Source organism: Rathayibacter sp. PhB151 (genome assembly GCF_004366415.1).
Classification (GTDB): Bacteria; Actinomycetota; Actinomycetes; order Actinomycetales; family Microbacteriaceae; genus Rathayibacter; species Rathayibacter festucae.
Genome location: NZ_SOEN01000006.1, coordinates 1,092,573 through 1,119,155, shown reverse-complemented (window position 1 = coordinate 1,119,155; position 26,583 = coordinate 1,092,573). Strand labels below are relative to the sequence as shown.

The following is a 26,583-nucleotide window of genomic DNA, read 5'->3' as shown; positions in this document are numbered from 1 at the left end:
TCATCCGCTTGCGTAGGATGGGGCGCATGGCAGTCCTCCGATCCGACGCCGCGCGGAGCCGCGCGCGCATCCTCGAGGTCGCGCGCACCCACGACCGCAGCACGCTCCGGCTGAACGAGGTCGCCCGCGAGGCCGGGGTCGGCGTCGCCACCGTCTACCGGCACTTCCCGACCGTCCACGCCCTCGTCGAGGCCCTCTCCGCCGACACCCTCGACGCGATGCTCGCCGTCTCGCGCCGTGCCGCCGCCCTGCCCGACCCCGGCGCCGCCCTCGCCGTCTACCTTCGCGAGGCGCTCGACCTCCAGCTGTCCGACGGCGGTCTTCAGGCGGTGCTGCTCTCGCCGGAGGACGAGGCCGAGTCCGTCCGCGCGGCCAAGCGCGAGATCTTCGAGTCCTTCGCGACCGTGCTCGCGGCGGCGCGCACCGCGGGCGCCGTCCGCCCCGACCTCACGATCGATCACCTCGAGCACCTCGTCTGCGGCATCGAGCACGCCGTCCGCCTCGGCTCTCCCGGCGACCGGGCGGTGCTGCTCGACGTGCTGCTCGACGGCCTGCGGCCGCGTCGCCTCCCGTCGGCGATCCTCGGTCGACCTCGCTAGGATCCGAGCATCACGACTGGTCGTCATCCCCGATGAGGGGAGGCGGCCAGTTCTCTCTGACATGGCGGCCCGGCGGCGAAGCGACGCGATCGAGATCGCGCGGGTCTTCGCGCTCAGGCGATCGGCCGGCGCGCGGCGACGTCCGCCGCCTGCGCGACTCCGGACCGCCACGGCACCCCGTGCCCCGGCAGCAGCACGTCCGCCCCGGTCGCCGCCAGCACCTCGAGCGACGCGAGCGAGACCGCCGTGTCCGCGGTCGCCGCCCGGGCCACGAGATGCGGACCTGTCCGGGCCGAGTACGGGTCGAGCGTCACCAGGGCGTCGCCGCCGATCACCGCCCCGCGCTCGGGCAGGTGCAGCGAGACGTGCCCGTCGGTGTGCCCGGGGGTCGCCAGCACGACGGGCGAGCCGGGCACGTCGAGCGCGGCGCCCGGCTCCAGCGGCGTCGTGCCGGTGAGCGGAGGGACTCGCAGCGCCCCCGCCCGCGCCATCGCGCCCAGCACCGGAACGGCCGACGGGTGGCGCAGCGGGTACAGCAGCGGCGTGCGCTGCCGGCGGTAGGAGTAGGGATGCGCGGCGAGCCGGGCGTCGGCGGTGTGCAGCCACACCGGCACGCCGCGCTCGCGCAGCCGCCGCGCGAAGCCGAGGTGGTCGAAGTGCGCGTGCGTGAGCACCAGCGCATCGATGTCGCCGAGCCCGCGGCCGAGGACGTTCAGCGTCCGGAGGAGGTGCGGCCAGGTCCCGGGCAGTCCCGCGTCGACGACGGTCAGCCGCCCGCCCTCCTCCAGGAGGAACACGTTGGTGAACGCGTGCTCGATCCGGTGCACCCCCTCGACCTCGTGCCGGTGGAGGCTCGGGCCCCCGCGCCGCCGCCCGCCCGTGTACCCGCTCATGCCGCCTCCTGCTCGTCCCCGCCCGGGCGCTCACCCGGGTCCGACGACGGTAGGACGCCCCGCCCCGCGAGCATCAGGGCGTTGACAGCCCCTGCCGATGGAGTAGCCCGCGCGGCGGGCGCATCGAGATCACCGGCGCCGGGAGGACCCGGGACCCCGCGCGCACGACGCGCCAGGGGCGGCGTCGTCCTGGCCATCGGCTCGACAGTGGTCGGCGTGCGATCTATGATCGACCGTGCAGACCCCCCCGCACACGTGGATAAGGGGGTCTCGCTGTTTAAGTCCGCCTCCCGCGGCACCTGCTACACCTCGCACGGCGCCCTCGACGGATCACGCTCGCTCAGGTGATCGCTGTACCAGCTCCACGCGAACCGGTTGCGGGGGTGCCGCTCGATGTGGGCGTACGCGGACCAGGCGACGAGGTCCGCCATCTGAACGAGCTGGGACGCGCGGGAGTCCAGATGGATCGCATCCTCGATGACTCGGCGTTCCGAGAGCTTCAGGTTCCGATGGGTCGACCGATAGCTCGGGTCACTGCCGTTCCCGTCCATCACGATGATGCCGAGGGACTGCTCGGCGGCGAGCTCTCGTTCCACCCGGGTGACGAGCGCCGCGTAGGTGTCCTGCCGCGTGCGGGCGATGTCCTGCGCCCGGCCTCTCCGCCAGACGGCTCCCACCCGGAGTCCTTCGATCGATCGGAGGGTCTGCAGGCACTCGACGGCGACCTCGCGGCCGAAGTCCTTCCAGTACTCCGCGCCCGAGTGGACGTGCCTCTCCGGGATCCGCTTCGAGATGCGGCCCCGCCCGTTGACGTACTCGGTTGTGTGCAGCTCCTGCACGAGGGGGATCCCGAACGCCCGCCACAGCCGCTTGCGCAGGTCGAGCCAGGTGCGGAGGACTCCGGCCCAGTGGTCGGGAGCGAACTCGATCCAGCCGTAGACGACGAGCCCCGAGGCGGGATGGCCCGAGTCGTCCACGTACATCATCCGATCGAGACGCCCAGGCATCACGCAACCCTAGGCAGCCCCATCGCTTCGGCGGCCCCGAGGCGGGAGCGTCGGCGCCGGATGTCGGGAGGGGGACGGAGCGGGCTGACGCGATCCGTGGCGCGGGATGTGGTCGACTCGGAGGAGGCACGATCCCGCGCGCGCTGCGCGGATCGCCGGAAGGGGGAGCCGTGACGGAGTCGACGCGCACCGGGGGTGCGCCCGGGACCGCCCTGCTGCTGCGGGGGGACGGGCGGTACGCCGATCCGTGGCATCCGTTCGAGGAGACGGCGGCGGCGCTCGCCGGGCTGCTCGCGGCGCGCGGGTGCGAGGTGGCGGTGCGGGGCGACGTCGACCGGGCGCTCGCCGAGCTCGGGGCCGGGCGGGTGCAGCTGCCGGGGCTGCTCGTCGTCGACGTCGGGCAGCCGCGGGACGGCGGGGCGAGTCCGCGGCCCGAGGGCGCGGCGGCGCTCGCGCTGCTCGACCGGGCGGCGGTGCCGGTGCTCGGGGTGCACGTCAGCGCGACGAGCTTCGGCGACTCGCCGGAGTGGGCGGCGCTCCTTGGCGGGCGCTGGGTGCGGGGGAGGACGATGCATCCGGAGTACGGACGCGCGAGCGTCGCGATCGAGGCCGGCCATCCGATCAGCGACGGACTGGACGACTTCGAGGTGGACGACGAGCGGTACTCCTGGCTCGAGGTCGCGCCGGCCGCGCGGATCCTGGCGACGCACGAGCACGACGGCGAGCGGCACCCGATCGCCTGGGCGCTCACGCGCGAGGGCGGCGGCCGGACCGTGTACGACGCACTCGGGCACGACGCGGCGTCCTACTCCTCGGCGGGGTACCTGCGGCTGCTCGGGCGGGCGCTCGACTGGCTCGGGGTGTGAGCCCCGGAACCCGCCGGCCGGCCCGCCCGCATCAGCGCCCGCCCGCCTCCTCGTCCGCGAGGCGCTGCAGGAAGCGCTCGGACGCCGCCGACATCTCGGCCGGCACCTCGAGCGCGGTGAGGTACTCGACGACGGACGCCATCTCGTGGCTGCGCCGGACGGCGTGCTTGCGGCTCCCGGTCTCGTAGCGGTCGATCTTCGCCTCGACGTCGCCCGAGAGCTGGGCGGCGATCTGCTCGCGCACCCACGGCTCGCAGCCGGCGGCGCGGCCCGCCGTGACGGCCTCGACGACGACCGCGGCGAGGCTCTTCATCAGCACGCTCCGGAGCAGCTTGCGCGAGGTGGCGACGCCGGCCGGGCCGTCGATCCGCTCGACCTCCGCCCCGAGCGCGGAGAGCCAGGCCGCCACGTCGCCCGCCGCGGCGCCGCTGACGATCGTCTCGGTCCGCGCGCCCTTGGCCGGCACCGGGCCGAGGATCGCGACGTCGGCGAAGCGGGCGCCCGCGGCGTCGATCATCCGCTCGACCGCCTCCATCGTCGCCGGGGAGGCGGTGGTGAAGTCGGCGGAGACGGCGCCCGGCCCGCTCGTCACCGCCCTGACCGCCCCGACGATCGAGGCCGCAGAGGATCACGGGGCGCGCTCGCGCGGCGGTGCCCGAGCGACTGTCAACCCACGTTCCTCCGCTGCCGCTCCGGGCGTAGCGTGCGCGCATGATCGATCGCATTGCAGAGATCTGGGGCACCCGCACGCCGTACGCGCAGGGGGAGAGGTGGCCGGTGCGCGTGGACTCGGTGCTCGCCGAAGGGGTGGCCGAGGAGGACGTCGACCGCTGGGTGCAGTCGGCGTGCGTGCTCTGCAGCAACGGCTGCGGCACCGACATCGCGGTCAAGGACGGGCGGATGGTCGGCGTGCGCGGCCGCTCCGTCGACATCGTGAATCATGGGCGGCTCGGACCGAAGGGCCTCTTCGGCAGCTGGCAGGGCGTCGCGAACGGCGACCGGCTGACCCGGCCGCTGATCCGCGAGGGGGACCGCCTGGTCGAGACGGACTGGGACACCGCGATGTCGCGGATCGTCGAGCGCAGCCGGGCGCTGCTGGCGGAGAAGGGGCCGCTCTCGCACGGCTTCTACACGAGCGGGCAGCTGTTCCTCGAGGAGTACTACGCGCTGGGGATCATCGGGAAGGCCGGGATCGGCACCCCGCACATGGACGGCAACACGCGGCTCTGCACCGCGACGGCGGCGGCGGCGATGAAGGAGAGCTTCGGCTCGGACGGGCAGCCCGGCAGCTACGCCGACATCGACGAGTGCGACGCGATGCTGCTCTTCGGGCACAACATGGCCGAGACGCAGACGGTGCTCTGGATGCGGGTGCTGGACCGGCTCGCCGGCCCGAACCCGCCCCTCGTGGTCTGCGTGGACCCGCGGGAGACCGAGGTCGCCCGGCACGCGACGGTGCATCTGGCCGTGCAGCCGGGCACGAATCTGGCGCTGATGAACGGACTGGTGCGCGAGCTGATCGTCACCGGAGGGGTCGACGAGGAGTACGTGGCGGCGCACACGGTGGGCTTCGACGAGCTGCGCGCGGCGGTGGAGCCGTGGACGCCCGAGGAGGTCGCGCGCGTCTGCGAGGTGGACGCGGACGACGTGCGCCGGGCCGCGGCGATCTTCCGCGAGTCGCCGCGCGTCCTGTCGACGGTGCTGCAGGGCTTCTACCAGTCGAGCCAGGCGACCGCGGCGGCGTGCCAGGTCAACAACCTGCACCTGCTGACCGGGAAGATCGGCCGGCCGGGTTCCGGGATCCTGCAGATGAACGGGCAGCCGACCGCGCAGAACACCCGCGAGTCCGGGGCGGACGGCGACCTGCCGGGCTTCCGGAACTGGGAGAACCCGGAGCACATCCGCGAGCTGGCGGAGCTGTGGGGCGTGCATCCCGACCGGATCCCGCACTGGTCGCCGCCGACGCACGCGATGCAGATCTTCCGCTACGTCGAGCAGGGGTCGATCCCGTTCCTCTGGGTCCAGGCGACGAATCCGCTCGTCTCGATGCCGCAGGCGGGGCGGATCCGCGAGGTCCTCACGACACCCGGGCTGTTCCTGGTGGTGCAGGACCTGTACCTCACCGAGACCGCCCGGCTCGCCGACGTGGTGCTGCCCGCCGCGGGGTGGGGCGAGAAGCAGGGCTGCTTCACCAACGTCAACCGCACGGTCCACCTCTCCGACAAGGCCGTCGAACCGCCGGGGGAGGCGCGCAGCGACCTCGACATCCTGCTCGACTACTCACGGCGGATGGACTTCCGGCGCGACGACGGATCGCCGCTGCTGGACTGGAGCGGACCGGAGGACGGCTTCCGCGCCTGGCAGGAGTGCACGCGCGGCCGTCTCTGCGACTACACTGGGATCAGCTATGAGCGGCTGCGCGGCGGCAGCGGGATCCCGTGGCCGTGCAACGACGAGCACCCGGACGGCACCGTCCGGCTCTACGGCGACGGGGTCTTCCCGACCGCGGTCGATCGCGCCGAGACCTTCGGTCACGACCTGCTGACCGGCGCCTCGACCACCCCCGAGGCCTACCGCGCGAGGCGGCTGGACGGTCGGGCGATCCTGAAGGCGGCGCCCTACCGGCCGGCGCACGAGCTGCCGAGCGAGGAGTATCCGCTGCGGCTGACGACCGGGCGCACGGCGTACCAGTTCCACACCCGCACGAAGACGGCCCGGGCGCCGCAGCTGAATCGGGCGGCGCCGTCGGCGTGGGTCGAGCTGTCGCGCGCGGACGCCCGGCGGGCGGGCGTCGCCGAGGGGGACGTGGTGCGCGTGGTCTCTGCGCGCGGCGAGATCGTCGTGCCCGCGCGGGTCGGCGACGTGCGCGAGGGCTGCGTCTTCGCTCCCTTCCACTACGGCTACTGGCAGGAGGAGCGGAGCGGACCCGGCGAGACGCCGACCGCCGCGAACGAGCTCACCCGGACGGAGTGGGACCCGGTCTCGAAGCAGCCGCTCTTCAAGGTCGCGGCCGTGCGCATCGAGAAGGTCGCCGACGGCCGGGGGCCGGCGCCCGCGCCGACCACGACCGCGTCCCGGCCGGCCGACCCCGAGGGCGTCCCGCCGACCCGCGGCGGCGAGGCCCGGGAGCTGATCCGACCGACCGCTCCGCCCGAGCTGGCGACGGCGGAGGAGCGCTCGTGAACGTCGACCTCTACCTCGGCCTCCTCCACTCCGGCGAGCGGGTCCTCGCGCAGTCGTTCCACCTGGTCGCGGAGCACCACGGCGATGAGCCCGACGTGCACGGGATCTGCCTCACACTCGCCGAGCAGTGCGACGATCACGCGCACCGCCTCGCTCCGATGCTCGACCGGTACGGCGAGCGACCGGACGACGAGCCCGCGCGGTTCCACGCCGACGCGCTGACCGAGGGGCGCACCGGACCGGTGGGGCTGCTCCGCGACCTGCAGGATCTGCACCTGCTCGCGTCGCTCGTCGACGTCACCGGGACCGTGCTCCGTCAGGCCGCGCTCGCCCTCCGCGACGAGGAGCTGCTCGCCCTGCTCGAGGACCACCGCGCCGAGACCGCGATCCAGGAGGCGTGGCTGCTGACCCGGATCAAGCAGGCGGCACCGCAGGCGCTGCTGGTCGCGACGTGAGCGGCCCGCGCCCGATCGCGCGCCTGCGCCGACGCCGGACCGGGGCCGCGGTGTACGCGGCCGTGCTGTGCCTGGTCGTGCTGGCGCTCAGCGCTGCGATCGGCCTCGCGCTTCGGCAGCCGTGGCTCTTCCCGAGTCTCGGGCCGACGATCATGCTCTTCTTCGAGTCCCCGGAGCAGCCCGCATCGCGACCCGTGAACGCCCTGGTCGGGCACGGTGTCGGCCTGCTGGCCGGCGTCGCCTGCTTCCATCTGCTGGGGCCCGGCGGGGGAGCGTCCGTCCCGGAGGCGGGGATCACGGTGCCGTACCTGCTCGCCGGCGCGGTGTCGGTCGCGGTGACCACTCTCGTCCTGTCGCTGCTGCAGCTCCCGCATCCGCCCGCCGGCGCGACGACGCTGATCGTCAGCCTCGGGATCCTCACCCAGCCCGCGCAGCTGGCCGCGATGGCCTGCGCCGTGGTCGCGGTCACCGCTGCGGGGTGGGGCCTGAACGCGGTGCTGCTGGGGCGGGACGGGGTCGATCCGCCGGGATCGCGGACTACCGCAGCACGGCTGTGACGGGATTGCTCGTCGTCGTGTTGCCGGCGCAATGGGTCGCCCGGGCGGTGAGCAGGAAGGTGCGGCGCAGGCGGGAGCTCTCGGCCAGCGACCCGCTACCGCTTGTTCCCGACCCTCGGCTCGGAACAGCTCGCGCATCCGCGACCGCACCGATGCCCTGACCGGCAGCCGTCCGGTCGAGCCGGGAGATGACGCGGCCGGCCCCGGCTGTGAGGTCCGGTCAGTGGAACGGGCAGCGTGCGGGTGCGTCGGCGGATCGCACGTCGCCTCCTGAGGTCGGCATGGTCGGCAGTCGACGTCGGTTCACGCTCAGCCCGCTGCCCAGGATCCGAAGCCGTGGGTCGCTGAGCGCGGCGATCGCCGTCGCGAGGCCGGCGATGGCCGGCTTCTCCCCGGGGCAGCGATGGCCGGTGGCGACGTCCGCTCCGCCGTGCGGGATGAAGACGGAGACGGACTCGTAGTCGTCGATGCCGACGAAGCGCTCGGGATCGAAGACGTCGGCGCGGGGCCAGGACTGCTCGTCCGTGTCGGTGCCCAGGATGTCCAGGAGCACTCGTCCTCCGGCGGGCAGTCGGGCGCCGTCGAGTTCGACGTCCGTGATCGCCCAGCCGGGCAGCATCGGCACGAAGGGCGCCGTTCGCCGGATCTCCTGCGCGAACGCGGTCGCGAGCCGGCCCGCCCTCGGCGCGCCGGACTCCTCCGCCTCGGCGGCGATCCTCTGCCGCCACTCGGGCCGGTCGTGGAGCTCCTTCGCGGCGAAGGCGACGAAGCGGGCGACGGCGATCATCGGCCGGATGCTGTTCTGCAGCTCGATGCCCGCGAGGCGGTCCGGCAGCAGCTCCCCCGACAGATCGCGATGCCAGGCCCACTCGTGCAGCGCGGTGCCGGGCGGGGCGGACAGAGCGCCGCCTCTCACCGCTTCGATGAGCCGCTCCGCGTGCCGGTCGGACCACAGCCGGTTCGCGGCGGCGAGGAGGTACTCGGGCGAGTAGGGCGCACCGAACCCGTCGACGATCTGCGCGAGACGTGCGGCCCACCGGGTCTTCGCGCGCCGAGTCCCGGGAAGACCGGCCCAGCTCATGCTCGCCCGGCCGAACGTGCCGACCGCCGCGTCGTAGGCGCTCCGGGTTCCGCCCGCCAGCCACGCCTCCTGCTCGATCCGCCACTCCCGTTCGAGCAGGGGGATCAGCCGCTGGACCTGCGCGTCCTCGTAGGCGACGTCGACGAAGGCGGCCTTGCGGTGCCGGTGCTCGTCGCCGTCGAGGCTGTGCACCGAGCCGTTCCCGAACAGGGTCTGCTGCACGATCGCAGGCATTGCGCCGTGTCGAGCGATGCGGGCGTCGTCGTAGAACAGGTCGACGGCCTCGGCGCCGCGGACCAGGAGCGCGTCGCGTCCCAGCAGACGAAGGGGCACCGCTCGAGCGTCGGTGCGGGCGCGACGCCAGATCCGGGCACCGAAGCCGTAGCCGCGCGTCAGCAGGGACAGGGAGTCGTCGCGGAGGACGGTCGTCTGAGACGTCATGCACCCAGGGTCACCGCCGGGCCGTCTCTCGTCCAAGGGGGTGCCGCTCGCGCCGGAATCGTGCTCGCATGTCCTCGGAGCCGCACTGCGTCCGGGTGACAGTCCGTCCGGCACACGCGGCCGGCAGCTGGAGGGCGCAGGGCGCGTGTGCCGCTCCAGCGCGGTGAGGCGTTCCACGGGACGCCCGGCAGGAGGAGGGGCGCGGATGACGTTCGCGGATCGCAGCAGGAAGGGTGCGGGCTCTCCTCCGGCTCCCTAGCCGGCCTGGCCGCACCAGGTCCCGGTACCGAGATTCCGAGGACCACGTCGGCGCGATCAACGCCTCCAGCACCGCCTCTTACGCGAGCAGCAGACCGACGAGCACTGCACCCGGCCCGTCGCGAAGGCCGTGCCTCCGCCTGGAATGCAGTGGTCGACGGACGTCGACGTGCAACAGGACGCGACTCGGTCCTTCCGTTCGCGTCGAGGGTGCCGACGCTCAGCCCGGCTGATGCACGTGGATGTCGCTGCTCGACGTCACGCCGTTGAACTCGAGATACAGCTGCCCCTCGACGACCGACACGGTCAGCGTGTTGCGGCGCTCGAGTACCGCGACCGCGGCATCCAGGAACCCGTGGTCGAAGCTCTGCACGGTGATCTGCTCGAGCTGGTGGACGCGCTTGCCGGACCACGCCGCGATCACCTTCTCCGGGTTGCGATGCGTGTAGACCGTCGTGCGGTCGGCCAGCCTGCTCCCGAAGTGCAGTCGCTCGGCATCCGGCGCGCCCACCTCGATCCACGTGGTCAACCTGCCGGTGAGATCACGGACCAGCACCGCCGGCTCGGTCGCCGTCGACGAGATCCCCTCGCTGAAGGTGATCCCCTCCACGTATTCGAGGCAGTACGCGAGCACGCGCGTCATCATGAACGCGTCGGTCTCGGAAGGGTGCCGAGCGGCCCGCAGCGTGATGTCCTCGTAGACGCCGCGGTCCACATCGGCCAGCTGTATCGCGAAGTTGTACATCACTGCGCCGGCTGCCATGTGTGCGAGCCTATGTCCTCTCGCTCATCGAGCAGCGCGAAGCTTCTCCGGCGCCGTTGGGGCATCGTGTTCGCGCGCCTCCTCGCAGGAACGGCCCGGCAGGAGGCGTTCACTCCGTCGAGAGCGTCTCACTCGCTGACTCGCAGCAGGGGAGGTCTTTCGTTGCTCGATGCGCGACGGCTGTACGCACGCTCCCGTTCTCGAGGGACCGCCGAGTCGAGCCGGATACTCATGGGATGACATCACCACTCGTCTCGGCCGTCGCTCACTCCGGCCTCACCGTGACCGATCTCGACGACTCGGTGGAACTGTGGTGCTCGGGTCTCGGCTTCACACTCGACCGCACCTTCACGCTCGATGCCGACACCACGGTCGCGACCACGGGCGTCGACGGAACGACGACCCGGGGAGCGGTGGTGACGCTCGGAGACCACCGGGTCGAGCTGCTGCAGTACGACCCCCCTCGGTCGGCTCGAGCAGCCGGCTCACCCGCGGACATCGGCACGGTGCACATCGCCCTGACGGTCTCGGACCTCGACCGGGTGCTGGGCCTGTGTGCCAAGCACGGTTGGCGGCCGGTCGGTCCGCCCCACCGGATGACCAGCGGCGCCCGAGCGGGTACGCGCATCGTCTATCTCGAGGGTGCGCTCGGCGGCTTCGTCGAACTGATCGCGCCACCGCGACTTCCCTAGCGCGGGCCGGGCAGTCAGGCGATGGCGGCGATCCGGAGATCGCGGCGCGCAGCGCAGCAGCCGCCGCCCCCACGTCGGGCGCCCCGTAGATCGCGCCGCCCGCGACGGCGACCACGGCGCCCGCGCGCTGCACCGACTCGATGGTGGCGGTGCTGACGCCGCCTGCGACCGAGAACGGGACGCAGGAGGCCTCGCCGTCGCGGAGGAGCGTCTCGAAGGTGAAGCCCTCCTCGGCTTGCTCGTCGAGGCCGCGTGCATCTCGACGAACTCGGCGCCGAGGGCGACGACCTCGCGGGCGCGGGCGGCCTTGTCGGGGACGCCGATCAGGTCGACGACGACGCCCTTGCCGTGCTTCTTACCAGCGGCGATCGCGTCGGCCATGGTGCTGTCGTCGGCGACGATCTGGTGAGGAATGATCAATAGTCCCACAGGCTGTGGGACTATTCGTCGACGACCCCGCTGGCGTCGATGGCGGCGATGATGCGCTGCTCGTCGGGAAGAGCGAGGCGCTCGGCGTCGGGTAGCGCGTCGTAGGTGTAGGTCGCGACGGCGATGGGTGAGGCCGCCTGGCTGAGGGCGTACCTGACGATGTGCTCGTCCTTGTCGCCGCAGATCAGGATGCCGATGGTCGGAGCGTGGCTCGGGCGTCGGAGTCGTTCGTCGACGAGGGCGATGTAGAACCCGAGCTGGCCGGTGAACGCCGGCTCGAAGTCGCCCTTCTTGAGCTCGACGACGACGTACCGGAGTTGCTCGGTGTGGAAGAAGAGCAGGTCGAGGGAGAAGTCCCGGCCGCTGACCTCGAAGTGCACCTGGCGGCCGGCGAAGGTGAACCCGGTTCCGAGCTCCTGCAACGTCTCTGCGATGCGGTCGAGGAGGGCGTTCTCCATGGTGCGCTCGGCAGCGTCCGCGCTGAGGTTCAGGAAGTCGAAGACGTAGGGGTCCTTGGCGATCTCCCGCGCGAGGGCCGAGTCGGCGGGCGCGAGCCTGTCGACGTAGTTCGACGGTGCCCGACCGGCCCGCTCCAGGGTCTGGTTCTTCACATGGGTGAGCAGCATCGACCGTGTCCACGAGTTCTCGGCCGCCGCGGCGGCGTACGCCGCGCGCACCTCGGGGATGGAGAGCTTGTCGAGCAGCAGGCGGACGTGGCCCCAGGGCAGATGTCCCACAGCCTGTGGGACTTTCTCCCGATCGGGCCAGGCGGCGGCGAGGGCGCGCATGTAGAAGAGGTTGCTGCGAGACAGACCCGTCATCGCCGGGAACTCCCGGCGCAGGTCTTCCGCGAGCCGGTCGAGGACCCGGGTGCCCCACGGCTCCTTGGCCTGCTGATCGAGGATCGCGCGGCCGAGCTCCCAGTACAGACTGATGAGCTGCGCGTTCACGGTGCGCTGAGCGCGCAGCTGCGCATCCTGAACGCGCGACGTCAGCGAACGCAGGAACGGCTCGTAGCCGGTCGGCAGCTCGATGTCGCGTTCAGTCATCCCGTCATTGTCCCGGATCGGCGACTCGACGCCGGCCGCCTGAAGGGTGGCGGGCTGGAATCGGAGGGTGGCAGGAGGAAGGGCGGCGCTGCGCAGATGCGCGGCGCCGCCCCGGGGGATCAGGCGATGTCGGTGATCAGGCGATGGCAGCGCGCAGCGCGGCAGCCGCCGCACCCACGTCGGGCGCGCCGTAGATCGCGCCGCCCGCGACGGCGACCACGGCGCCGGCGCGCTGCACGGACTCGATGGTGGCGGTGCTCACGCCGCCCGCGACCGAGAACGGGACGCCCGAGGCCTCGCCGTCGCGCAGGAGCGTCTCGAAGGTGAAGCCCTCCTCGGCCTGCTCGTCGAGGCCGGCGTGCATCTCCACGAACTCGGCGCCGAGGGCGACGACCTCGCGGGCGCGGGCGGCCTTGTCGGGGACGCCGATGAGGTCGACGACCACGCCCTTGCCGTGCTTCTTGCCGGCGGCGATCGCGCCGGCGATGGTGCTGTCGCCGGCGACGCCGAGGACGGTCACGAGGTCGGCGCCCGCCTTGAAGGCCATGTCGGCCTCGAGCTCGCCGGCGTCCATCGTCTTGAGGTCGGCGAAGACCGTCTTGTCGGGGTGCGCCTCCTTGACGGCGGTGATGGCCGAGAGGCCGGCGCTCTTGATCAGCGGGGTGCCGAGCTCGAGGATGTCGACGTGCGGGGCGGCCGCGGCAGCGAGCTCGAGGGCGGCGTCGGTGCTGAGGGTGTCCATGGCGAACTGGAGCTTCACGGGGTGCTTCTTCCTGTCGAGGTGGGGATGGTGAGGAGTGTGGGGCCGGTCGTCATTCGAGGTTCGCGTGGCGCGGCCAGAGCTCGTCGGCGCTCGCGCCGCCGCGCTTCCAGAGCGCGTGGAACAGGGCGTCGCCGGTGAGCACGACGACCTGCTCGAAGAGCCCGCCGGAGTACTGCGCCGAGGCGGCGCCCGAGCGGTCGAGCTTGTCGGCGGCCGGCACGATCACGACGGCGGAGGCCAGCTCGGCCAGCGGGGATCCGGCGGCGGTGGTGATCGCCGTGACCCGCGCGCCGGCGTCGACGGCGGACTGCGCGGCGCGGACGATGCCGCCGGTGGTGCCGGAGCCGCTCGCGGTGAGCAGCACGTCGCCCTCGCGGATCGCGGGGGTGGTGACGTCGCCGACCACGTGCACGACGAGACCGAGGTGCATCAGCCGCATGGCGGTCATCCGCAGGGCGAGGCCGGAGCGGCCGGCGCCGTGCACGAAGACGCGCTCGGCGCCCGCGAGCAGCTCGGCGACGGGCTCGAGGCGGTCGGTCGTGAGTGCGGCGGTCGCCGTCGACACCTCGGCGACGATCGCGGCGAGGGCCCGGGCGGGGTCGGTGGTGACGTCGGTGGAGGCAGGCATGCAGCAAGCCTGCGCGCGGGGGACGCCGGCTCCCACCACCCGTTGGAACGGTTCCGCCTACCCGATCGGGTGGGTGGCGCCGTGCGCGGGTAGGCCGGGTAGGTTCGAGGGATGGAGCCCGCCGAGACCGCCGCCGAGACACCCGCCTCCCGCGCCCTGCTGCAGCAGCACGCGCGCACCGTCGCCGAGCAGGCCGACCGGCACGCGGTGGCGCTGGAGTCGGTTCTCGCCGCCCTGCGCGCCGAGCGCCTGGACGATCGGGCGGCCCGCACCGTCGCGATCGACATCGCCGCGAACGCGCTGGTCGAGCTGCGCACCGCCTCCGACGAGCAGCGCAGTGCGATGCTCGAGCCCGTCGTCGGCGCCTTCGCCCGGCTGCGGCGCGATCTGCGCCCGCTCGTGCGGTTCGGCGATCTCGACGTGCAGTTCGTCGAGCCGCCGGCGACCGGACGCGCGCTGCCCGGCGAAGTCGCGCACGCGGCGCGTGCGATCGTGCGGAGCGCCGTGCTGGCGTTCGTGGAGTCGGAGCAGACGCGGCGGGTGCGGATCCAGTGGGACTGCGACGGGCTGAACCTGCTGGTCGAGATCCGCGACGACGGCCGCGGCGAGCTGACCACCCGCGACGAGGCGCTGCGGCCGATCGCGGAGCGCGTGCGCGGCCTCGACGGCGAGCTCTCGATCGCGTCGACCGCGGGCTGGGGCTCGACCCTGTCGATCCGCCTGCCGCTCGATCCGCCGGCTCAGCCCGACGGGCTGGACCTCGCCGATCTCAGTGCCCGCGAGCGCGAGGTGCTGAACCTGATCACGCTCGGCGCCTCGAACCAGCGGATCGCGGACGACCTCGGCATCAGCGGCAACACCGCGAAGTTCCACGTGTCGAACCTGCTGCGCAAGGCCGGCGCCCGCAACCGGGCCGAGCTGGCAGCCCTGGCCCGGTGACGCGCGCCGGCCGCGCAGGATCGTCGGCGGGTCAGCCGATCAGCTCGGCGACGGTGTAGCCGAAGACCGCGCCGTCGGCGTCCTCCGCCTCGACGCCCGCGTAGACGAAGCCGAACGGGTTGTCGCCGCCGACGATCGCGTTGTAGACGCCGCGGACCTCGAAGCGGCCCGTCGCCGGGTCGACCGCGACGTAGCGGCCGGCGTCGCGGCGGAGGTCGACGCGACCCTCGCTCACCTCGGAGAAGTTGAGGAAGACCTTGGTCGGCAGCGGTCCGCGGGAGATGGTGACGACGCCGGTCAGGACTGGGAAGTCGACCCGGTCGCCGGCGCGGGTACCGCGGTACTGGACCGGCGTGAAGGCGATGGTGCCGGTGATCGGGCCCTTGTCGGCCTCGGGGGCGGTCGAGGCGGCGGCGGCCGGCGTGGCGATCGCGACGGCGATCACGGGGACGGACCAGGCGGCGCCGGAGAGGACGTTGCGGCGGGGGAGAGCGGGCGAGGTGGGCAGGGTGGAGCGCAGGCGGGTGTCGTTCATCAGGGTGTCCTTGGGGGTGAGGAGCGCGGGCCCAGGCGCTCCGGAAGGAGGCGGGCCGGCGGCGGGCGTGAGAGCGGCGGGGCAGCGCCGCACGCGAGGTGCGCCGCTCGGGATGCCCGTGCCGCTCGGTTCTTCGTCACGACGGCAGTTTCGGGTTGCCTGTCGCGACAACCGACTGTCTCACACCCTGCATGCGTATGCATAGACCTTCTCCGGCAATCGTCGGGTTTCGACGGGCCGGCGGCTCGGGGCGTCTGCATGCTGGTCGAGTAGCCCGCGCAGCGGGCGTATCGAGCGGAGGGGGCGCCTTCGGCGCCAGCGCAGGGCGGGGAAGAGGCCGACGTCCGTGCGGTGGTGGGTCTCGATACGCCCCTGCGGGGCTACTCGACCAGCATGTGTGCGGGTGTCTCTTCCAAGTAGATCCACCACCGCCGGAAGGCGAGTCTGCAGTCCCGCCCCGCTGGCGACGTCGGGTCTCGATACGCCCCTGCGGGGCTACTCGACCAGCATGTCTGCGGACGTCTCTTCCAAGTAGATCCGCCACCGCCCGAAGGCGAGTCTGCAGTCCCGCCCTGCTGACGACGTCGGGTCTCGATACGCCCCTGCGGGGCTACTCGACCAGCATGCCGGTCCGCGCCGAGGCGTCCCGGAGTGGTCGAGGCGTCCCGGTGCTGCTGGACGCCTCGACCGCAACGGGACGCCTCAGCGGATCCGCGCAGGTCTCGATCCGGGGGTCAGCGCCTCGCCGGTGCTTCCCTCCGCCCGCGCGCGCCTGCTACGGTGCCTGAACCGGTTAAGTAAACCGGTTCAGACCCGGACTCGACGACGAGCAGGAGGCGCGGCCATGGCGGCACGACCGACGATCCTCGACGTCGCCCGCGCGGCCGGCGTCAGCAAGGCGCTCGTCTCCTTCGCGCTGAACGACCGGCCGGGCGTCTCGCCGGAATCGCGCGAGCGGATCCTCCGCGTCGCCGGCGAGCTCGGCTACCGTCCCAGCCTCACCGCCCGCTCGCTGTCGACCAGCGTCTCCTTCGCGGTCGGCCTCGTGGTCGCCCGCGACCCCGAGGTCATCGCGGCCGACCCGTTCTTCCCCGCCTTCATCTCCGGCGTCGAGCGGGTGCTCGCCGAGCACGGCCGGGTGCTGGTGCTCAGCGTCGTCGACCCGGGCGCCTCCGAGGAGGCGGTCTACCGCACGCTCGCCGCCGACCGCCGCGTCGACGGCGTCTTCCTCAGCGACCTGCGCGAGGCCGACGCCCGCCCGGCGCTGCTCGCCGAGCTCGGCCTGCCCGCGGTCACCCTCGGCCGCCTCGACGGCTCCACCTCGCCCGCGGTGGTGATGGACGACACCGCCGGCATCACCGGCGCCGTGCAGCACCTCGCCGCTCTCGGCCACCGCCGCATCGCGCACGTCGCCGGCTCCGGCCACCTGCTGCACTCCCTCCGCCGCCGCGAGGCGTTCGAGCGCGCTTGCGCCGACGCCGGCCTCGAGCCGGGCCCCGTCGTCGTCACCGACTTCAGCGCCGGCCAGGGCGCGAGCGCCACCGAGACCCTGCTCGACTCCGCCGTCCCGCCCACCGCGATCGTCTTCGCCAACGACCCGATGGCCATCGCCGGCCTCGGCGTCGCGCACACCCGCGGGCTGCGCCTGCCGGACGACCTCTCGATCACCGGCTTCGACGACTCCGAGATCGCCGCGCACGTCTACCCCTCGCTCACCTCGGCCCGCACGCGCCCCGCGCGCTGGGGCGAGGCGGCCGCGCGGACCCTCCTCGACCTGATCGAGAACGGCACCGCCCCCGACGTCGACCTCGAGCCCGCAGGACTCGTGGTCCGCCGCTCGACCGCCGCACCGCGGTCCCGAATCCCGATCCCGACCCCCTGAACCCGATCCACTGACGCGCCTGCGCACCGCCGCGCACGCGCAGAACAAGGAGAACACCATGGCCTCGATGAAGAGACGCTGGCTGACCGGAGTGGGCATCGCCTCGCTCGCGACCCTCGGACTGACCGCCTGCAGCGGCGGCGGGGGAGGCGCCTCCACCGATCTGACCGCGACCGGCCCGATCACCATCTGGTACTCGAACAACGAGCAGGAGGTGCAGTGGGGCAAGTCGATGGTCGACGCCTGGAACGCCGACCACCCCGACGAGCAGATCACCGGCCAGGAGATCCCGGCCGGCAAGAGCAGCGAGGAGGTCATCGGCGCCGCGATCACCGCCGGCAACGCGCCCTGCCTCGTCTTCAACACGGCGCCCAGCGCGGTCGGCCAGTTCGAGCGCCAGGGCGGACTCGTGAACCTGTCCGAGTTCGAGGACGGCGTCGACTACATCGAGACCCGCAGCGGCGACCTCGCCGAGCAGTACCAGAACGCCGACGGCGAGTACTTCCAGATGCCGTGGAAGAGCAACCCGGTCGTCATCTTCTACAACAAGGACGTCTTCACCGCCGCCGGCCTCGACCCGGAGAACCCCTCGCTCGCCACCTACGACGAGTTCACCGCTACCGCGAAGACCCTCGTCGAGTCCGGAGCCGCGCCCGCCGCGATCCAGCCCGCGCCGACCAGCGAGTTCTTCCAGACCCAGTTCGACTTCATGCCGCTCTACGCCGCGGCGACCGGAGGCACGGGGCTGGTCGAGGACGGCAAGGCCACCTTCGCCGACGACGCCGGCTACCAGGTCGCCGACTTCTGGAAGAGCCTCTACGACCAGGGCCTCGCCGGCCGCGAGCAGTACCAGGGCGACGCGTTCGCCGACGGCCAGGCCGCGATGTCGATCGTCGGCCCGTGGGCGGTCTCGGTCTACAAGGACCTCAACTGGGGCTCCGTCTCCGTGCCCACCCCCGACGGCACGCCCGCCGAGGACACCTGGACCTTCAGCGACGCGAAGAACGTCGGCCTCTACTCCGCCTGCGAGAACAAGGGCACCGCCTGGGACGTGCTGAAGTTCGCCACCAGCGAGGAGCAGGACCGCTCGCTGCTGGAGACCACCGGCCAGATGCCGCTGCGCACCGACCTGCAGACCACCTACGCCGACTACTTCGAGGCCAACCCCGCCTACCAGCGCTTCGGCGACCAGGCGAGCCGCACCATCGAGGTGCCCTCGGGCCCGAACACCGTGCAGATGCTGCAGGCGATCCGCGACGCCTGGGGCAAGACCGTGATCTTCGGCGACGGCGACGTGCGGTCGGCGCTCGACGGGGCGGCGGAGACCGTCACCGGGCTCGCCGGCCAGCAGTGAGACGCCGGACGGCAGTGAGATGACGACTCTCGCCCCGAAGGCTCCGGCGTCGCAGGGCGCCGGAGCCCCGCGGCCCCAGGACAAGCGGAGCCTGCTCCGCCGCGTCCTCGGTCCGCAGCCGTTCGGGCTGCTGCTCGGCAGCCCGTACCTGCTGTTCGTGCTCGCGGTCTTCGCGTTCCCGGTCGGCTACTCCGTCTACATCGCCTTCCACGACTTCTTCTTCGCGGCCCCCGGCGTGCAGGTCGAGCGCCCGTTCGTCGGCTTCGACAACTTCGTCACCGCGTTCTCGAGCCCGCAGGTCATCCGCTCCTTCGGCAACATCGGGATCTTCCTGGTGATCAACGTGCCGCTGACGGTGGTGCTCTCGCTGCTGCTCGCCTCGGCGCTGGACAAGGTCGTGCACCTGCGCACGTTCCTCCGGGTCAGCTTCTACGTGCCCTACGTCACGGCGAGCGTCGCGGTCGTCGGCGTCTGGCTGTTCCTCTTCAACGGGAACGGCCTGGTCAACAGCCTGCTCGGGCCGCTCGCGCCGGACCCGTCCTGGCTGATCAACGACAAGCTGGCGATGCCGATCATCGCGCTCTACGTCACCTGGAAGCAGCTCGGCTTCTACATCCTGCTGTACCTGGCGGCGCTGCAGAACGTGCCGAAGGAGCTCTACGAGTCGGCGTCGACCGACGGTGCGGGCCGCATCCGGCAGTTCTGGTCGGTGACCGTGCCGAGCGTGCGGCCGGCGACCCTGCTGGTGCTGCTCGTCTCCACCGTGACCGGCGCGAACCTCTTCACCGAGCCCTACCTGCTCACCGGCGGCGGCGGGCCCAACGGCGCCTCCGCCTCACCCGTGCTGCTGATGTACCAGCTGGGCATCCAGCAGGGGCAGCCCGACGTGGCCTCGGCCATCGGCGTCGTGCTGGTGCTGCTCGTGCTCGTCATCGCCTACCTGCAGAACCGCTTCGCCGGGGAGAGGAACTCATGAGCACGCTCGCCAGTGCCGGAGGCGCGACCTCCGCGGTCCCCGCCGCCGCCGCCCCGCCGACCCGGCGGAAGCGCCCGGCCTCGAGCCGATCGGCCGTGATCCTCCGCGGCGTCGTGCTCGCGCTCGGCGCGATCGTCTTCCTGTTCCCCTTCTACTACATGGTGATCGGCTCGCTGCAGACCGACCCCGACCCCACCCTGGCCGGGGCGATCCCCGAGGCGGGCAACCTCACCCTCGACAACTACGTGAACGTCAATGAGCGGATCAACCTGCTCACCGGGCTGATCAACTCGGGGATCTTCACCGGCGGCGTCCTGCTGTGCACGATCGTCTTCGGGGTGCTGGCGGGCTACGCGCTCGCGATGCTCGAGTGGCGCGGCCGGAACGCCGTGTTCGCGCTCGCGCTGCTGGTGCAGGTCATCCCGTTCCAGCTGCTGCAGATCCCGCTCTACGTACTGATCGCCCGCGACTACGGACTCGCGGACAGCCACCTGGGCATGATCCTGCCGTTCGCGATCAACTCGACGGCGGTGATCATCTTCCGGCAGTACTTCCTGCAGCTGCCCAAGGAGCTGTTCGAGGCCGCGCGGATCGACGGGGCCGGCGAGATCAAGCTGCTGTGGAACATCGCGCTGCCGCTCGTGCGCCCCGCGCTGGTGACGGCCGTGCTGCTCACCTTCATCGGCCCGTGGAACGAGTTCCTCTGGCCGTTCCTGATCACGAAGGACGCGTCACTGCAGCCGCTCGCCGTGTCCCTCGCCAACTACATCTCCAACGTCGCGTCGTCGACCGACAACCCGTTCGGCGCGATCCTCGCGGGCGCCGTCGTGCTGGCCGCCCCCGTCGTCGTGCTCTTCATCGTGTTCCAGCGCTACTTCGTCTCGACGGATCTCGGATCCGGAGTGAAAGGATGACCATGACTCCCACCCCCGGTACCACTGCCTCTGCCGGCACCCGCACCGCCGTCCCCTACCGCCTCGAGCGCGTCGGCGTCGTGATGGAGCCGCTCCCCGGCGACGACCTCGAGGCCGAGGGGGTGCTCAACCCCGGCAGCGGACGCGGACCCGACGGCGAGCTCTACCTCCTGCCCCGGATGGTCGCCGCCGGCAACGTCTCGCGGATCGGCCTGGCCCGCGTGCTCGTCGAGGACGGCGTACCCGTCGGCGTCGAGCGCCAGGGCGTCGTGCTGGCGCCCGACCGCGGCTTCGAGCGCGGGGCGACGCACTCCGGCGTCGAGGATCCGCGGGTCACCTTCATCGAGGCGCTCGGCCTGCACGTGATGACCTACGTCGCCTACGGGCCGCTCGGGCCGCGGACGGCGCTCGCCGTCTCGGAGGACCTGCGCGAGTGGCGGCGCCTCGGCCCGGTGACCTTCGCCTACGACGACGACCTCGACATCGATCTCGGGCTCTTCCACAACAAGGACACGGTGTTCTTCCCCGAGATCGTGGCGGCGCCGGACGGCACGCGCTGCTTCGCGGTGCTGCACCGGCCGATGTGGGACCTCGGCGAGACCCGGCCGGGGGAGGGCGTGCGGCTGCCCGCCGGCGTCGACGACCCGCGGCAGAGCATCTGGATCAGCTACGTGCCGGTCGACGAGGTCGACCGCGACCTGGCGAACCTGACTCGCTGGACCCGGCACCGCTTCGTCGCGGGCCCCGAGTTCGCCTACGAGGAGCTGAAGATCGGCGGCGGCCCCGTGCCGCTGCGGGTGCCCGAGGGCTGGCTGCTGCTGCACCACGGCGTCACCGGCACCATCGACAGCGCCTTCTCGCAGCAGCAGCACGTCAACTACGCGGCCGGCGCCATCCTCCTCGACGCCGACGACCCCTCGAAGGTGATCGCCCGCACCTCCGAGCCCCTGCTCGAGGCCGAGACGGAGGAGGAGCGCAGCGGCATCGTCCCCAACGTCGTCTTCCCCACCGCCATCGAGGTGATCGACGGCCGGCACTTCGTCTTCTACGGCATGGCCGACTCCAAGATCGGCGCGGCGCGCCTGCTCCGCACGGACGAGTAACGCCCTTCGAGCCCGCGCTGCGGGCGCCCTCGCATGCTGATCGAGTAGCCCGCTCCGCGGGCGTATCGAGATCCACCGTTCTGAGCACGTGTGGTCTCGATACGCCCCTTCGGGGCTACTCGACCAGCATGAGGCGGCGCCGCCGATCCAGCCCGCCCTCCGTTCCATGCGGATCGAGTAGCCCGCCCCGCGGGCGCCTTTCCATGCTGATCGAGTAGCCCGCTTGCGGGCGTATCGAGATCCCCCACCCCCAGCCACCACCCCCCCTCAAGGAGAGAGTTCAATGACGAACTTCAGACCCCGCGCCGCCGCCGTCCTGGCCGCGACCGCCCTCGCCGCCGGAGGCCTCGCCGTCGGCGCGGCCCCCGCCCAGGCCGCCGAGCCGCTGACCAACACCGCGCACCTCGACTTCCTGCTCGACACCGCGACTCCGGAGCCCCAGCCCGGCCACAGCACCTACCGCCTCGCCGAGGAGCCCGACCTCGTGCTCCCGTGGACCTACGCCGACGCCCGCGACGGCGGCACCTTCGAGCGCGTCGGCGGCGGCCCCCTCGACCCGGCGACCGGCGACTGGGCGCAGGGCGCCTACAACACCGACGACGTCTCGCGCGCCGCCGTCGTCTACCTCCGGCACTGGCAGCAGACCGGCTCGACGGCGAGCCGCGACAAGGCCTACGAGACCCTCCGCTCGCTCGCCTACTTCCAGACCACCGACGGCGACGACGCCGGCAACGTCGTGCTCTGGATGCAGCCCGACGGCGACCTGAACCCCAGCGCCGAGCCCGTGGAGCTGCCCGACCCGAGCGACTCCGAGGACAGCTACTGGCTCGCCCGCACCCTCTGGGCGCTCGGCGAGGGCTACGCCGCGTTCCAGGACGAGGACCCCGACTTCGCCGCCTTCCTGCAGGAGCGCCTCCGCCTCGGCGTCTCCGCCGTCGACCGCGAGGTGCTCACCCGCTACGGCGAGTACGCGGTCGCCGACGGCGTCGACGTGCCCGCCTGGCTGATCGTCGACGGCGCCGACGCCACCGCGGAGGCCCTGCTCGGCCTCTCCGCCTACGTCGAGGCCGCACCCGACGACGCCGCTGTGCGCGCCAGCACCGCGAAGCTCGCCGAGGGCGTCGCCGCCTACGCCCGCACCACCACGGAGGCGGACACCACCTCCTGGCCGTACGGCGCGATCCTGCCCTGGACGAAGTCCCGCTCGCTCTGGCACTCCTGGTCGTCGCAGATGGCGGGCGGCCTGGCCGCCTCGTCCGTCGCGCTCGGCGACGCGTCGCTCCTCGAGCCCGCCGTCGTCGACGCCGCGCGCTTCGCCCCCGAGCTGCTGACCGCCGGCGGCCCCGACAACGGCTGGAACCCGACGCCGACCGACCGCGTGCAGATCGCCTACGGCGCCGACTCGCGGCTGCAGAACTCGCTCGCCCTCGCCGACGCGACCGGTTCGAGCGCCTACCTCGACCTGGCGGGCGTGCAGGGCGCCTGGTTCTTCGGCCTCAACCTCAGCGGCGCCCCCGTCTACGACCCGGCGACCGGAGTCACCTACGACGGCGTCCAGGCCGACGGCAGCGTCAACCGCAACAGCGGCGCCGAGAGCACCATCCACGGCCTGCTGTCGATGCTCGCACTCGACGCGCACCCGTCGGTCGCCGCCCGCGCGACGGCGGTCACCACGCAGGCGAGCCGCGACGGCCTTCGCCTCGTCGAGGCCGAGTCGGCCCGCGGCGGCACGGTCGTCACGCCCGAGTCGGCGTGGACCGGCGAGTCCGGCTGGAGCGGCTCCTACCTGTCGCTCACGAACTGGCGCCGTGCGGCGACGATCCCCGTCGGCTCCGCGACCCAGGACCGCCTGGTCGAGGCCGTGATCTTCGCCGCCGAGCGGGGCACCGAGAAGACCCCGATCAGCCTCTGGAACTCGGGCCGCCGCCCGCTCGACGTGCTCACCAGCACCGTCGGCGCGCAGGGCGTCACCGAGGCGTCCGGCATCCTGCTGCCGCAGAAGCTGCGGCGGACGCTCCCCGCGAGCTCGACCACCGTCGAGGTCCGCGCCCTAGCCGGCGAGACGAAGCTCGACGCCCTCCTGGTCCGCCCCGTCGTCTCGCGCCTGGTGCTCGTCGGCGACACCGGCCGCACCGAGCTGGTCCGCAACTCGACCGCGACGCCCCAGCCGACGACCGTCGACGGCACCGGCACCCTCCGCGTCTACGCGCAGGACGGCACCCTGGTGAGCGAGTCGCCCGCCGCGGGCGCGACCCCGGTCACCCTCCCCGCCCAGGGCTTCGCGATGCTCGTCGGCTGACGCCGCATGCTGATCGAGCGACCCGCCCCTCATGCGGGCCGCAGCAGCATGCTGATCGAGTAGCCCGCTTGCGGGCGTATCGAGATCCACCGTTGTGAGCACGTAAGGTCTCGATACGCCCCTCCGGGGCTACTCGACCAGCAAGCTTCCGGCGACCGCCCCGCCGACATGCTGATCGAGTAGCCCGCTCGCGGGCGTATCGAGATCCCGCGCGATCTGTGCGACACAACATCAGCTGAGACGCGCACTCATCGCCCATCGCGGTCGAGCGGCCCCCTCAGCTCATGTTCTGCACGGCCGTAGCGCTCCAGTCCGGAGCCCGCCTCCGTCCTGCTGCTCGCCCCGCCCACCGGGCGGCCCCCATTCCTCAGAAGTTGCGGTAGTCGCGCTCGACTACCGCGACTTCTGCGTTGTCGACGAGGCGACCGGCCGGACGCGCGCGTCAGCGGCTGCGGTGCAGCGTCTTCGACACGAGGCCGGCGATCGCCGCGCCGAGCACCGGCGCCAGCAGGAACACCCACACCTGGCCGAGCGCATCGGGGCCGGCGAAGACGGCGGCCGCGATGGAGCGGGCCGGGTTCACCGAGGTGTTGCTGATCGGGATGCTGATCAGGTGCACGAGGGTCAGCGTGAGGCCGATCGCGATCGGGGCGACGGACTTGTACTCGCTCTTCGCGGTGACGGAGAGGATCACGCCGACGAAGACGGCCGTCAGCACGACCTCGGCGAGGATGACCGCGCCGAGCCCGAAGCCGCCGGGGGAGTGCGCGCCGAAGCCGTTGGAGGCGAAGCCCGAGTCGCGCGCGGCGTCGAAGTAGCCGGCCGGCCCGTCGGCCGCGATCAGCGCGACGACTCCGGCACCCGCGATGCCGCCGACGAGCTGGGCGACGATGTAGCCGGGGATGTGCCGCCACTCCGTCCGCCCCGCGAGGGCGAAGCCGATCGAGACGGCCGGGTTGAAGTGGCCGCCCGAGATATGTCCGACGGCGTAGATCCCGGCGACCAGCGTGAGCCCGAAGGCGAGCGCGACGCCGAGGAAGCCGACGCCGAGCGCGTTGGTGCTGTCGGGGAAGGCGGAGGCGAAGATCGCCGTGCCGACGCCGCCCGCGACGAGCAGGAAGGTGCCGAATGCCTCGGAGGCGTAGCGCGCCGCGGCGGAGTACTGCTCGGCGTGCTCCTTCCGCTGCTCACTCGTGGTGCGGCTGGCGGGCTTCGATGACGGCATGGGGGTTCCTCCGCGGGTCGTGGACGGCCCCGCGGCGCGCGAGGGCAACGGCCACTCCAGCACCCGCGGGCGCCGGGGGAGGCGCGCGCCCAGTCGGCTCCCGGCCGCGCGGCCCCGGAGGCGCCCTGCGCGGCCACCCGCCCCTCGCTCAGCGGCCAGCCGCCTCGGTTAGTCGTGCAAGCCCCCCGAGGCGCCCCAGCATGCTGGTCGAGTAGCCCCGGAGGGGCGTATCGAGACCCACCCTTCTGCAGCACGGTGGATCTCGATACGTCCGCTGCGCGGACTACTCGATCAGCATGTGCGCCGCAAGCAGACGACCGCGGCACCCCTCCGTCACGCCGCGAGGTGGAACGTGCTCGCGAAGCGCCCGAGCAGCGCGTCCCGCCCGCGGAGCACCGTGACCGCGCCGGTCGCGATGGCACGCTCCGGCGCGAGCTCGCCCGACAGCAGCAGCCGGATGTCCGCGCCGGTCGAGAACGCCAGGTCCACCGGGGCCTCGCCGCCCGGCACCTCGCCGCGCGACACGTCCAGCACCGCCCCGTCGACGCGGATCAGCAGCCCGGCCGGTCCGACCTGCGCCGCGTACACCGTCGCCGGCAGCTCGGCCGCGACCTGCGGGCGGAACGCGGTGCGCAGATCCACCGTCATCGAGTCCGGAGTGATCACCTGCTCCTCGCGCGGATCGCCCAGCGCCTTGAACCCCCAGGCGCCGAGCGCGAGCACGATCGGCTCGAGTTCGCGGCCGTAGGGCGTCAGCTCGTAGACGATGATGCGCGAGCGCGGCGCCCGCCCGATGATCCCGGCCGCCTGCAGCTCCTTGAGCCGGCCGGCCAGCACGTTGCTCGGGATGCGCGCGAGCCCCTGCGCGAGCTCGCTGTACCGGCGCGGCCCGACCAGGAGATCCCGGACGATCAGCAGCGCCCAGCGCTCGCCGACCAGCTCGACCGCGCGGGTGAGCGCCGAGTACTGCCCGTAGTCGCGTGCGGCCATCGCCCTCAGGCCTGCTCGCCGGTGAACGCCTCCGGGCCCTGCGCCGCGGCGACCGGGTCCATCCAGCCGAACTCGAGCAGGTTGCCGTCGGGGTCGGCGACCTGACGCTGGTACATGAAGCCGTAGTCGGAGGCGGGCCGTGACTCGGATCCGCCCGCGGCGAGCCCCGCGGTCACGGTGGCGTCGACGGCCTCGCGGGTGTCGAGGAAGATCGCGGTCGAGACGGAGGGGTTCACGGCCGGGTCGCCGATCGGCAGATCGCTGAAGGTCTGGAAGTACTCGCGCACCAGGATCATGAAGTAGTTGTGGTCCTCCTCCACCACGACGCAGGCCGCGTTGTGGTCGGAGAACGCCGGATTGATCGAGAAGCCGAGCGCGACGTAGAACGCCTTCGCGCGCTCCAGGTCGGTGACGGGCAGGTTGACGAACATCGAGGGCATGGCGGTCTCTCCTTCTCGGCGGAGCCGCGGACTGCGGCGTCTGCGCTCATGCTTGTGAAAAACAAGTGCCGCGTCAAGAGGCGGACCGGAGACGCCGCGATCGACGCGGCCGCCTCCGGCTCGTGAGGCGACCTCCGGCGCGCTGTCTCGTCCGGTCTCGTGCCGAAGGTGATGAGGCGAGCCGGAGTCGCCGCGGGCCACCGCCGGCTCGCGCGATCGTCTCCGGCTCGTCGTTTAGGAGGGTTTTCGCGTGCCGAGGGTG

Annotated in this window: 25 protein-coding genes and 1 pseudogene; 13 read left to right on the top strand and 13 right to left on the bottom strand. The window is 72.5% G+C overall.

Annotated features, from left to right (window positions below; genetic code table 11):
• The first annotated feature begins 26 nt into the window (after positions 1–26).
• A complete protein-coding gene (locus EDF35_RS05885; RefSeq protein ID WP_123705908.1) occupies positions 27–599 on the top strand; it encodes a TetR family transcriptional regulator in 573 nt (190 codons plus the stop codon).
• A gap of 113 nt (positions 600–712) precedes the next feature.
• On the opposite strand, the gene EDF35_RS05880 is transcribed toward EDF35_RS05885, so the two are convergent.
• The gene (locus EDF35_RS05880; RefSeq protein ID WP_133961051.1) at positions 713–1,492 is read right to left on the bottom strand and encodes an MBL fold metallo-hydrolase; all 780 of its coding nucleotides are present in this window, start codon (positions 1,490–1,492) and stop codon (positions 713–715) included.
• A gap of 302 nt (positions 1,493–1,794) precedes the next feature.
• Complete coding sequence (locus tag EDF35_RS05875) at positions 1,795–2,499, bottom strand: DUF3800 domain-containing protein (RefSeq protein WP_133961049.1); 705 nt, start codon at positions 2,497–2,499, stop codon at positions 1,795–1,797.
• A 170-nt stretch (positions 2,500–2,669) separates the two neighbouring features.
• Between EDF35_RS05875 and EDF35_RS05870 the strand changes: the two genes are divergently transcribed.
• A complete protein-coding gene (locus EDF35_RS05870) occupies positions 2,670–3,365 on the top strand; it encodes a ThuA domain-containing protein (protein ID WP_166674018.1) in 696 nt (231 codons plus the stop codon).
• 31 nt (positions 3,366–3,396) lie between these two features.
• Here EDF35_RS05870 and EDF35_RS05865 read toward each other — a convergent pair whose 3' ends face one another.
• Positions 3,397–3,957, bottom strand: a complete 561-nt coding sequence (locus tag EDF35_RS05865) for a DUF1932 domain-containing protein (RefSeq protein ID WP_208323016.1) — start codon at positions 3,955–3,957, stop codon at positions 3,397–3,399.
• 119 nt (positions 3,958–4,076) lie between these two features.
• Here EDF35_RS05865 and EDF35_RS05860 point away from each other — a divergent pair, with 119 nt between their 5' ends.
• From EDF35_RS05860 to EDF35_RS05850, 3 genes are read left to right on the top strand one after another with little or no spacing between them, the layout of a single operon-like run.
• Positions 4,077–6,548, top strand: coding sequence for a nitrate reductase (locus tag EDF35_RS05860; RefSeq protein WP_133961045.1), 2,472 nt, complete (start codon positions 4,077–4,079; stop codon positions 6,546–6,548).
• Entirely contained in the window at positions 6,545–7,003 is a 459-nt protein-coding gene (locus EDF35_RS05855) for a hypothetical protein (protein WP_133961043.1), read from the top strand. Before EDF35_RS05860 ends, EDF35_RS05855 begins: the two co-directional genes overlap by 4 nt.
• A complete protein-coding gene (locus tag EDF35_RS05850; protein WP_133961041.1) occupies positions 7,000–7,560 on the top strand; it encodes an HPP family protein in 561 nt (186 codons plus the stop codon). The genes EDF35_RS05855 and EDF35_RS05850 overlap by 4 nt, the downstream gene beginning before the upstream one ends.
• Positions 7,561–7,780: 220 nt before the next feature.
• Here EDF35_RS05850 and EDF35_RS05845 read toward each other — a convergent pair whose 3' ends face one another.
• Together EDF35_RS05845 and EDF35_RS05840 are read right to left on the bottom strand one after the other, a co-directional pair.
• Positions 7,781–9,082: a cytochrome P450 gene (locus EDF35_RS05845; RefSeq protein WP_133961039.1), complete on the bottom strand. Its 1,302-nt coding sequence runs from the start codon at positions 9,080–9,082 to the stop codon at positions 7,781–7,783.
• 478 nt (positions 9,083–9,560) lie between these two features.
• Positions 9,561–10,103: a YaeQ family protein gene (locus tag EDF35_RS05840; RefSeq protein WP_123705900.1), complete on the bottom strand. Its 543-nt coding sequence runs from the start codon at positions 10,101–10,103 to the stop codon at positions 9,561–9,563.
• A gap of 236 nt (positions 10,104–10,339) precedes the next feature.
• On the opposite strand from EDF35_RS05840, the gene EDF35_RS05835 reads away from it, so the two are divergent.
• Positions 10,340–10,795: a VOC family protein gene (locus EDF35_RS05835; protein ID WP_123731604.1), complete on the top strand. Its 456-nt coding sequence runs from the start codon at positions 10,340–10,342 to the stop codon at positions 10,793–10,795.
• Positions 10,796–10,832: 37 nt separating this feature from the next.
• Here the strand turns inward: EDF35_RS05835 and EDF35_RS21160 are convergent.
• From EDF35_RS21160 to hxlB, 4 genes and pseudogenes are all read right to left on the bottom strand, one after another.
• Positions 10,833–11,194 (bottom strand): annotated as a pseudogene (locus EDF35_RS21160) (orotidine 5'-phosphate decarboxylase / HUMPS family protein); the annotation flags it as partial.
• 41 nt (positions 11,195–11,235) lie between these two features.
• Complete coding sequence (locus EDF35_RS05825; protein ID WP_133961038.1) at positions 11,236–12,273, bottom strand: PDDEXK nuclease domain-containing protein; 1,038 nt, start codon at positions 12,271–12,273, stop codon at positions 11,236–11,238.
• A 136-nt stretch (positions 12,274–12,409) separates the two neighbouring features.
• Complete coding sequence (gene hxlA / locus EDF35_RS05820; RefSeq protein ID WP_123705899.1) at positions 12,410–13,033, bottom strand: 3-hexulose-6-phosphate synthase; 624 nt, start codon at positions 13,031–13,033, stop codon at positions 12,410–12,412.
• A gap of 52 nt (positions 13,034–13,085) precedes the next feature.
• Entirely contained in the window at positions 13,086–13,664 is a 579-nt protein-coding gene (gene hxlB / locus EDF35_RS05815; RefSeq protein ID WP_133961036.1) for a 6-phospho-3-hexuloisomerase, read from the bottom strand.
• A gap of 111 nt (positions 13,665–13,775) precedes the next feature.
• Here hxlB and EDF35_RS05810 point away from each other — a divergent pair, with 111 nt between their 5' ends.
• The gene (locus tag EDF35_RS05810) at positions 13,776–14,603 is read left to right on the top strand and encodes a LuxR C-terminal-related transcriptional regulator (protein WP_133961034.1); all 828 of its coding nucleotides are present in this window, start codon (positions 13,776–13,778) and stop codon (positions 14,601–14,603) included.
• Between the two features lie 31 nt (positions 14,604–14,634).
• Here EDF35_RS05810 and EDF35_RS05805 read toward each other — a convergent pair whose 3' ends face one another.
• Positions 14,635–15,138, bottom strand: a complete 504-nt coding sequence (locus tag EDF35_RS05805; RefSeq protein WP_133961032.1) for a hypothetical protein — start codon at positions 15,136–15,138, stop codon at positions 14,635–14,637.
• 844 nt (positions 15,139–15,982) lie between these two features.
• Between EDF35_RS05805 and EDF35_RS05800 the strand changes: the two genes are divergently transcribed.
• The 6 genes from EDF35_RS05800 (at position 15,983) to EDF35_RS05775 (ending at position 23,666) form a co-directional block, all read left to right on the top strand.
• Positions 15,983–17,020 carry a LacI family DNA-binding transcriptional regulator gene (locus EDF35_RS05800; RefSeq protein ID WP_133961030.1) on the top strand — a complete coding sequence of 346 codons (1,038 nt, stop codon included), beginning with the start codon at positions 15,983–15,985 and terminating at the stop codon, positions 17,018–17,020.
• A 58-nt stretch (positions 17,021–17,078) separates the two neighbouring features.
• On the top strand, positions 17,079–18,374 hold the full coding sequence (locus EDF35_RS05795) for an extracellular solute-binding protein (RefSeq protein ID WP_243839857.1): 1,296 nt from the start codon (positions 17,079–17,081) through the stop codon (positions 18,372–18,374).
• 19 nt (positions 18,375–18,393) lie between these two features.
• Entirely contained in the window at positions 18,394–19,350 is a 957-nt protein-coding gene (locus tag EDF35_RS05790; RefSeq protein ID WP_123447429.1) for a sugar ABC transporter permease, read from the top strand.
• The gene (locus EDF35_RS05785; protein WP_123447430.1) at positions 19,347–20,264 is read left to right on the top strand and encodes a carbohydrate ABC transporter permease; all 918 of its coding nucleotides are present in this window, start codon (positions 19,347–19,349) and stop codon (positions 20,262–20,264) included. Before EDF35_RS05790 ends, EDF35_RS05785 begins: the two co-directional genes overlap by 4 nt.
• 2 nt (positions 20,265–20,266) lie before the next feature.
• The gene (locus EDF35_RS05780) at positions 20,267–21,367 is read left to right on the top strand and encodes a glycosidase (RefSeq protein WP_133961029.1); all 1,101 of its coding nucleotides are present in this window, start codon (positions 20,267–20,269) and stop codon (positions 21,365–21,367) included.
• A gap of 283 nt (positions 21,368–21,650) precedes the next feature.
• The gene (locus EDF35_RS05775) at positions 21,651–23,666 is read left to right on the top strand and encodes a hypothetical protein (protein WP_133961028.1); all 2,016 of its coding nucleotides are present in this window, start codon (positions 21,651–21,653) and stop codon (positions 23,664–23,666) included.
• A gap of 442 nt (positions 23,667–24,108) precedes the next feature.
• Here the strand turns inward: EDF35_RS05775 and aqpZ are convergent, their stop codons facing one another.
• From aqpZ to EDF35_RS05760, 3 genes are all read right to left on the bottom strand, one after another.
• Positions 24,109–24,891: an aquaporin Z gene (gene aqpZ / locus EDF35_RS05770; RefSeq protein ID WP_133961027.1), complete on the bottom strand. Its 783-nt coding sequence runs from the start codon at positions 24,889–24,891 to the stop codon at positions 24,109–24,111.
• 333 nt (positions 24,892–25,224) lie between these two features.
• Positions 25,225–25,881, bottom strand: a complete 657-nt coding sequence (locus tag EDF35_RS05765; protein WP_133961026.1) for a winged helix-turn-helix transcriptional regulator — start codon at positions 25,879–25,881, stop codon at positions 25,225–25,227.
• 5 nt (positions 25,882–25,886) lie between these two features.
• Positions 25,887–26,321: a VOC family protein gene (locus EDF35_RS05760; RefSeq protein WP_123705888.1), complete on the bottom strand. Its 435-nt coding sequence runs from the start codon at positions 26,319–26,321 to the stop codon at positions 25,887–25,889.
• Positions 26,322–26,583: the final 262 nt, after the last annotated feature.

What these genes read in the sequence shown, in the direction of transcription:
- EDF35_RS05885 (WP_123705908.1), top strand. Translation starts at nt 27, where the DNA reads ATGGCAGTCCTCCGATCCGACGCCGCGCGGAGCCGCGCGCGCATCCTC.
- EDF35_RS05880 (WP_133961051.1), bottom strand. Translation starts at nt 1,492, where the DNA reads ATGAGCGGGTACACGGGCGGGCGGCGGCGCGGGGGCCCGAGCCTCCAC.
- EDF35_RS05875 (WP_133961049.1), bottom strand. Translation starts at nt 2,499, where the DNA reads ATGCCTGGGCGTCTCGATCGGATGATGTACGTGGACGACTCGGGCCAT.
- EDF35_RS05860 (WP_133961045.1), top strand. Translation starts at nt 4,077, where the DNA reads ATGATCGATCGCATTGCAGAGATCTGGGGCACCCGCACGCCGTACGCG.
- EDF35_RS05845 (WP_133961039.1), bottom strand. Translation starts at nt 9,082, where the DNA reads ATGACGTCTCAGACGACCGTCCTCCGCGACGACTCCCTGTCCCTGCTG.
- EDF35_RS05840 (WP_123705900.1), bottom strand. Translation starts at nt 10,103, where the DNA reads ATGGCAGCCGGCGCAGTGATGTACAACTTCGCGATACAGCTGGCCGAT.
- EDF35_RS05835 (WP_123731604.1), top strand. Translation starts at nt 10,340, where the DNA reads ATGACATCACCACTCGTCTCGGCCGTCGCTCACTCCGGCCTCACCGTG.
- EDF35_RS05825 (WP_133961038.1), bottom strand. Translation starts at nt 12,273, where the DNA reads ATGACTGAACGCGACATCGAGCTGCCGACCGGCTACGAGCCGTTCCTG.
- hxlB (WP_133961036.1), bottom strand. Translation starts at nt 13,664, where the DNA reads ATGCCTGCCTCCACCGACGTCACCACCGACCCCGCCCGGGCCCTCGCC.
- EDF35_RS05810 (WP_133961034.1), top strand. Translation starts at nt 13,776, where the DNA reads ATGGAGCCCGCCGAGACCGCCGCCGAGACACCCGCCTCCCGCGCCCTG.
- EDF35_RS05805 (WP_133961032.1), bottom strand. Translation starts at nt 15,138, where the DNA reads ATGAACGACACCCGCCTGCGCTCCACCCTGCCCACCTCGCCCGCTCTC.
- EDF35_RS05800 (WP_133961030.1), top strand. Translation starts at nt 15,983, where the DNA reads ATGGCGGCACGACCGACGATCCTCGACGTCGCCCGCGCGGCCGGCGTC.
- EDF35_RS05795 (WP_243839857.1), top strand. Translation starts at nt 17,079, where the DNA reads ATGGCCTCGATGAAGAGACGCTGGCTGACCGGAGTGGGCATCGCCTCG.
- EDF35_RS05790 (WP_123447429.1), top strand. Translation starts at nt 18,394, where the DNA reads ATGACGACTCTCGCCCCGAAGGCTCCGGCGTCGCAGGGCGCCGGAGCC.
- EDF35_RS05785 (WP_123447430.1), top strand. Translation starts at nt 19,347, where the DNA reads ATGAGCACGCTCGCCAGTGCCGGAGGCGCGACCTCCGCGGTCCCCGCC.
- EDF35_RS05780 (WP_133961029.1), top strand. Translation starts at nt 20,267, where the DNA reads ATGACTCCCACCCCCGGTACCACTGCCTCTGCCGGCACCCGCACCGCC.
- EDF35_RS05775 (WP_133961028.1), top strand. Translation starts at nt 21,651, where the DNA reads ATGACGAACTTCAGACCCCGCGCCGCCGCCGTCCTGGCCGCGACCGCC.
- aqpZ (WP_133961027.1), bottom strand. Translation starts at nt 24,891, where the DNA reads ATGCCGTCATCGAAGCCCGCCAGCCGCACCACGAGTGAGCAGCGGAAG.
- EDF35_RS05765 (WP_133961026.1), bottom strand. Translation starts at nt 25,881, where the DNA reads ATGGCCGCACGCGACTACGGGCAGTACTCGGCGCTCACCCGCGCGGTC.
- EDF35_RS05760 (WP_123705888.1), bottom strand. Translation starts at nt 26,321, where the DNA reads ATGCCCTCGATGTTCGTCAACCTGCCCGTCACCGACCTGGAGCGCGCG.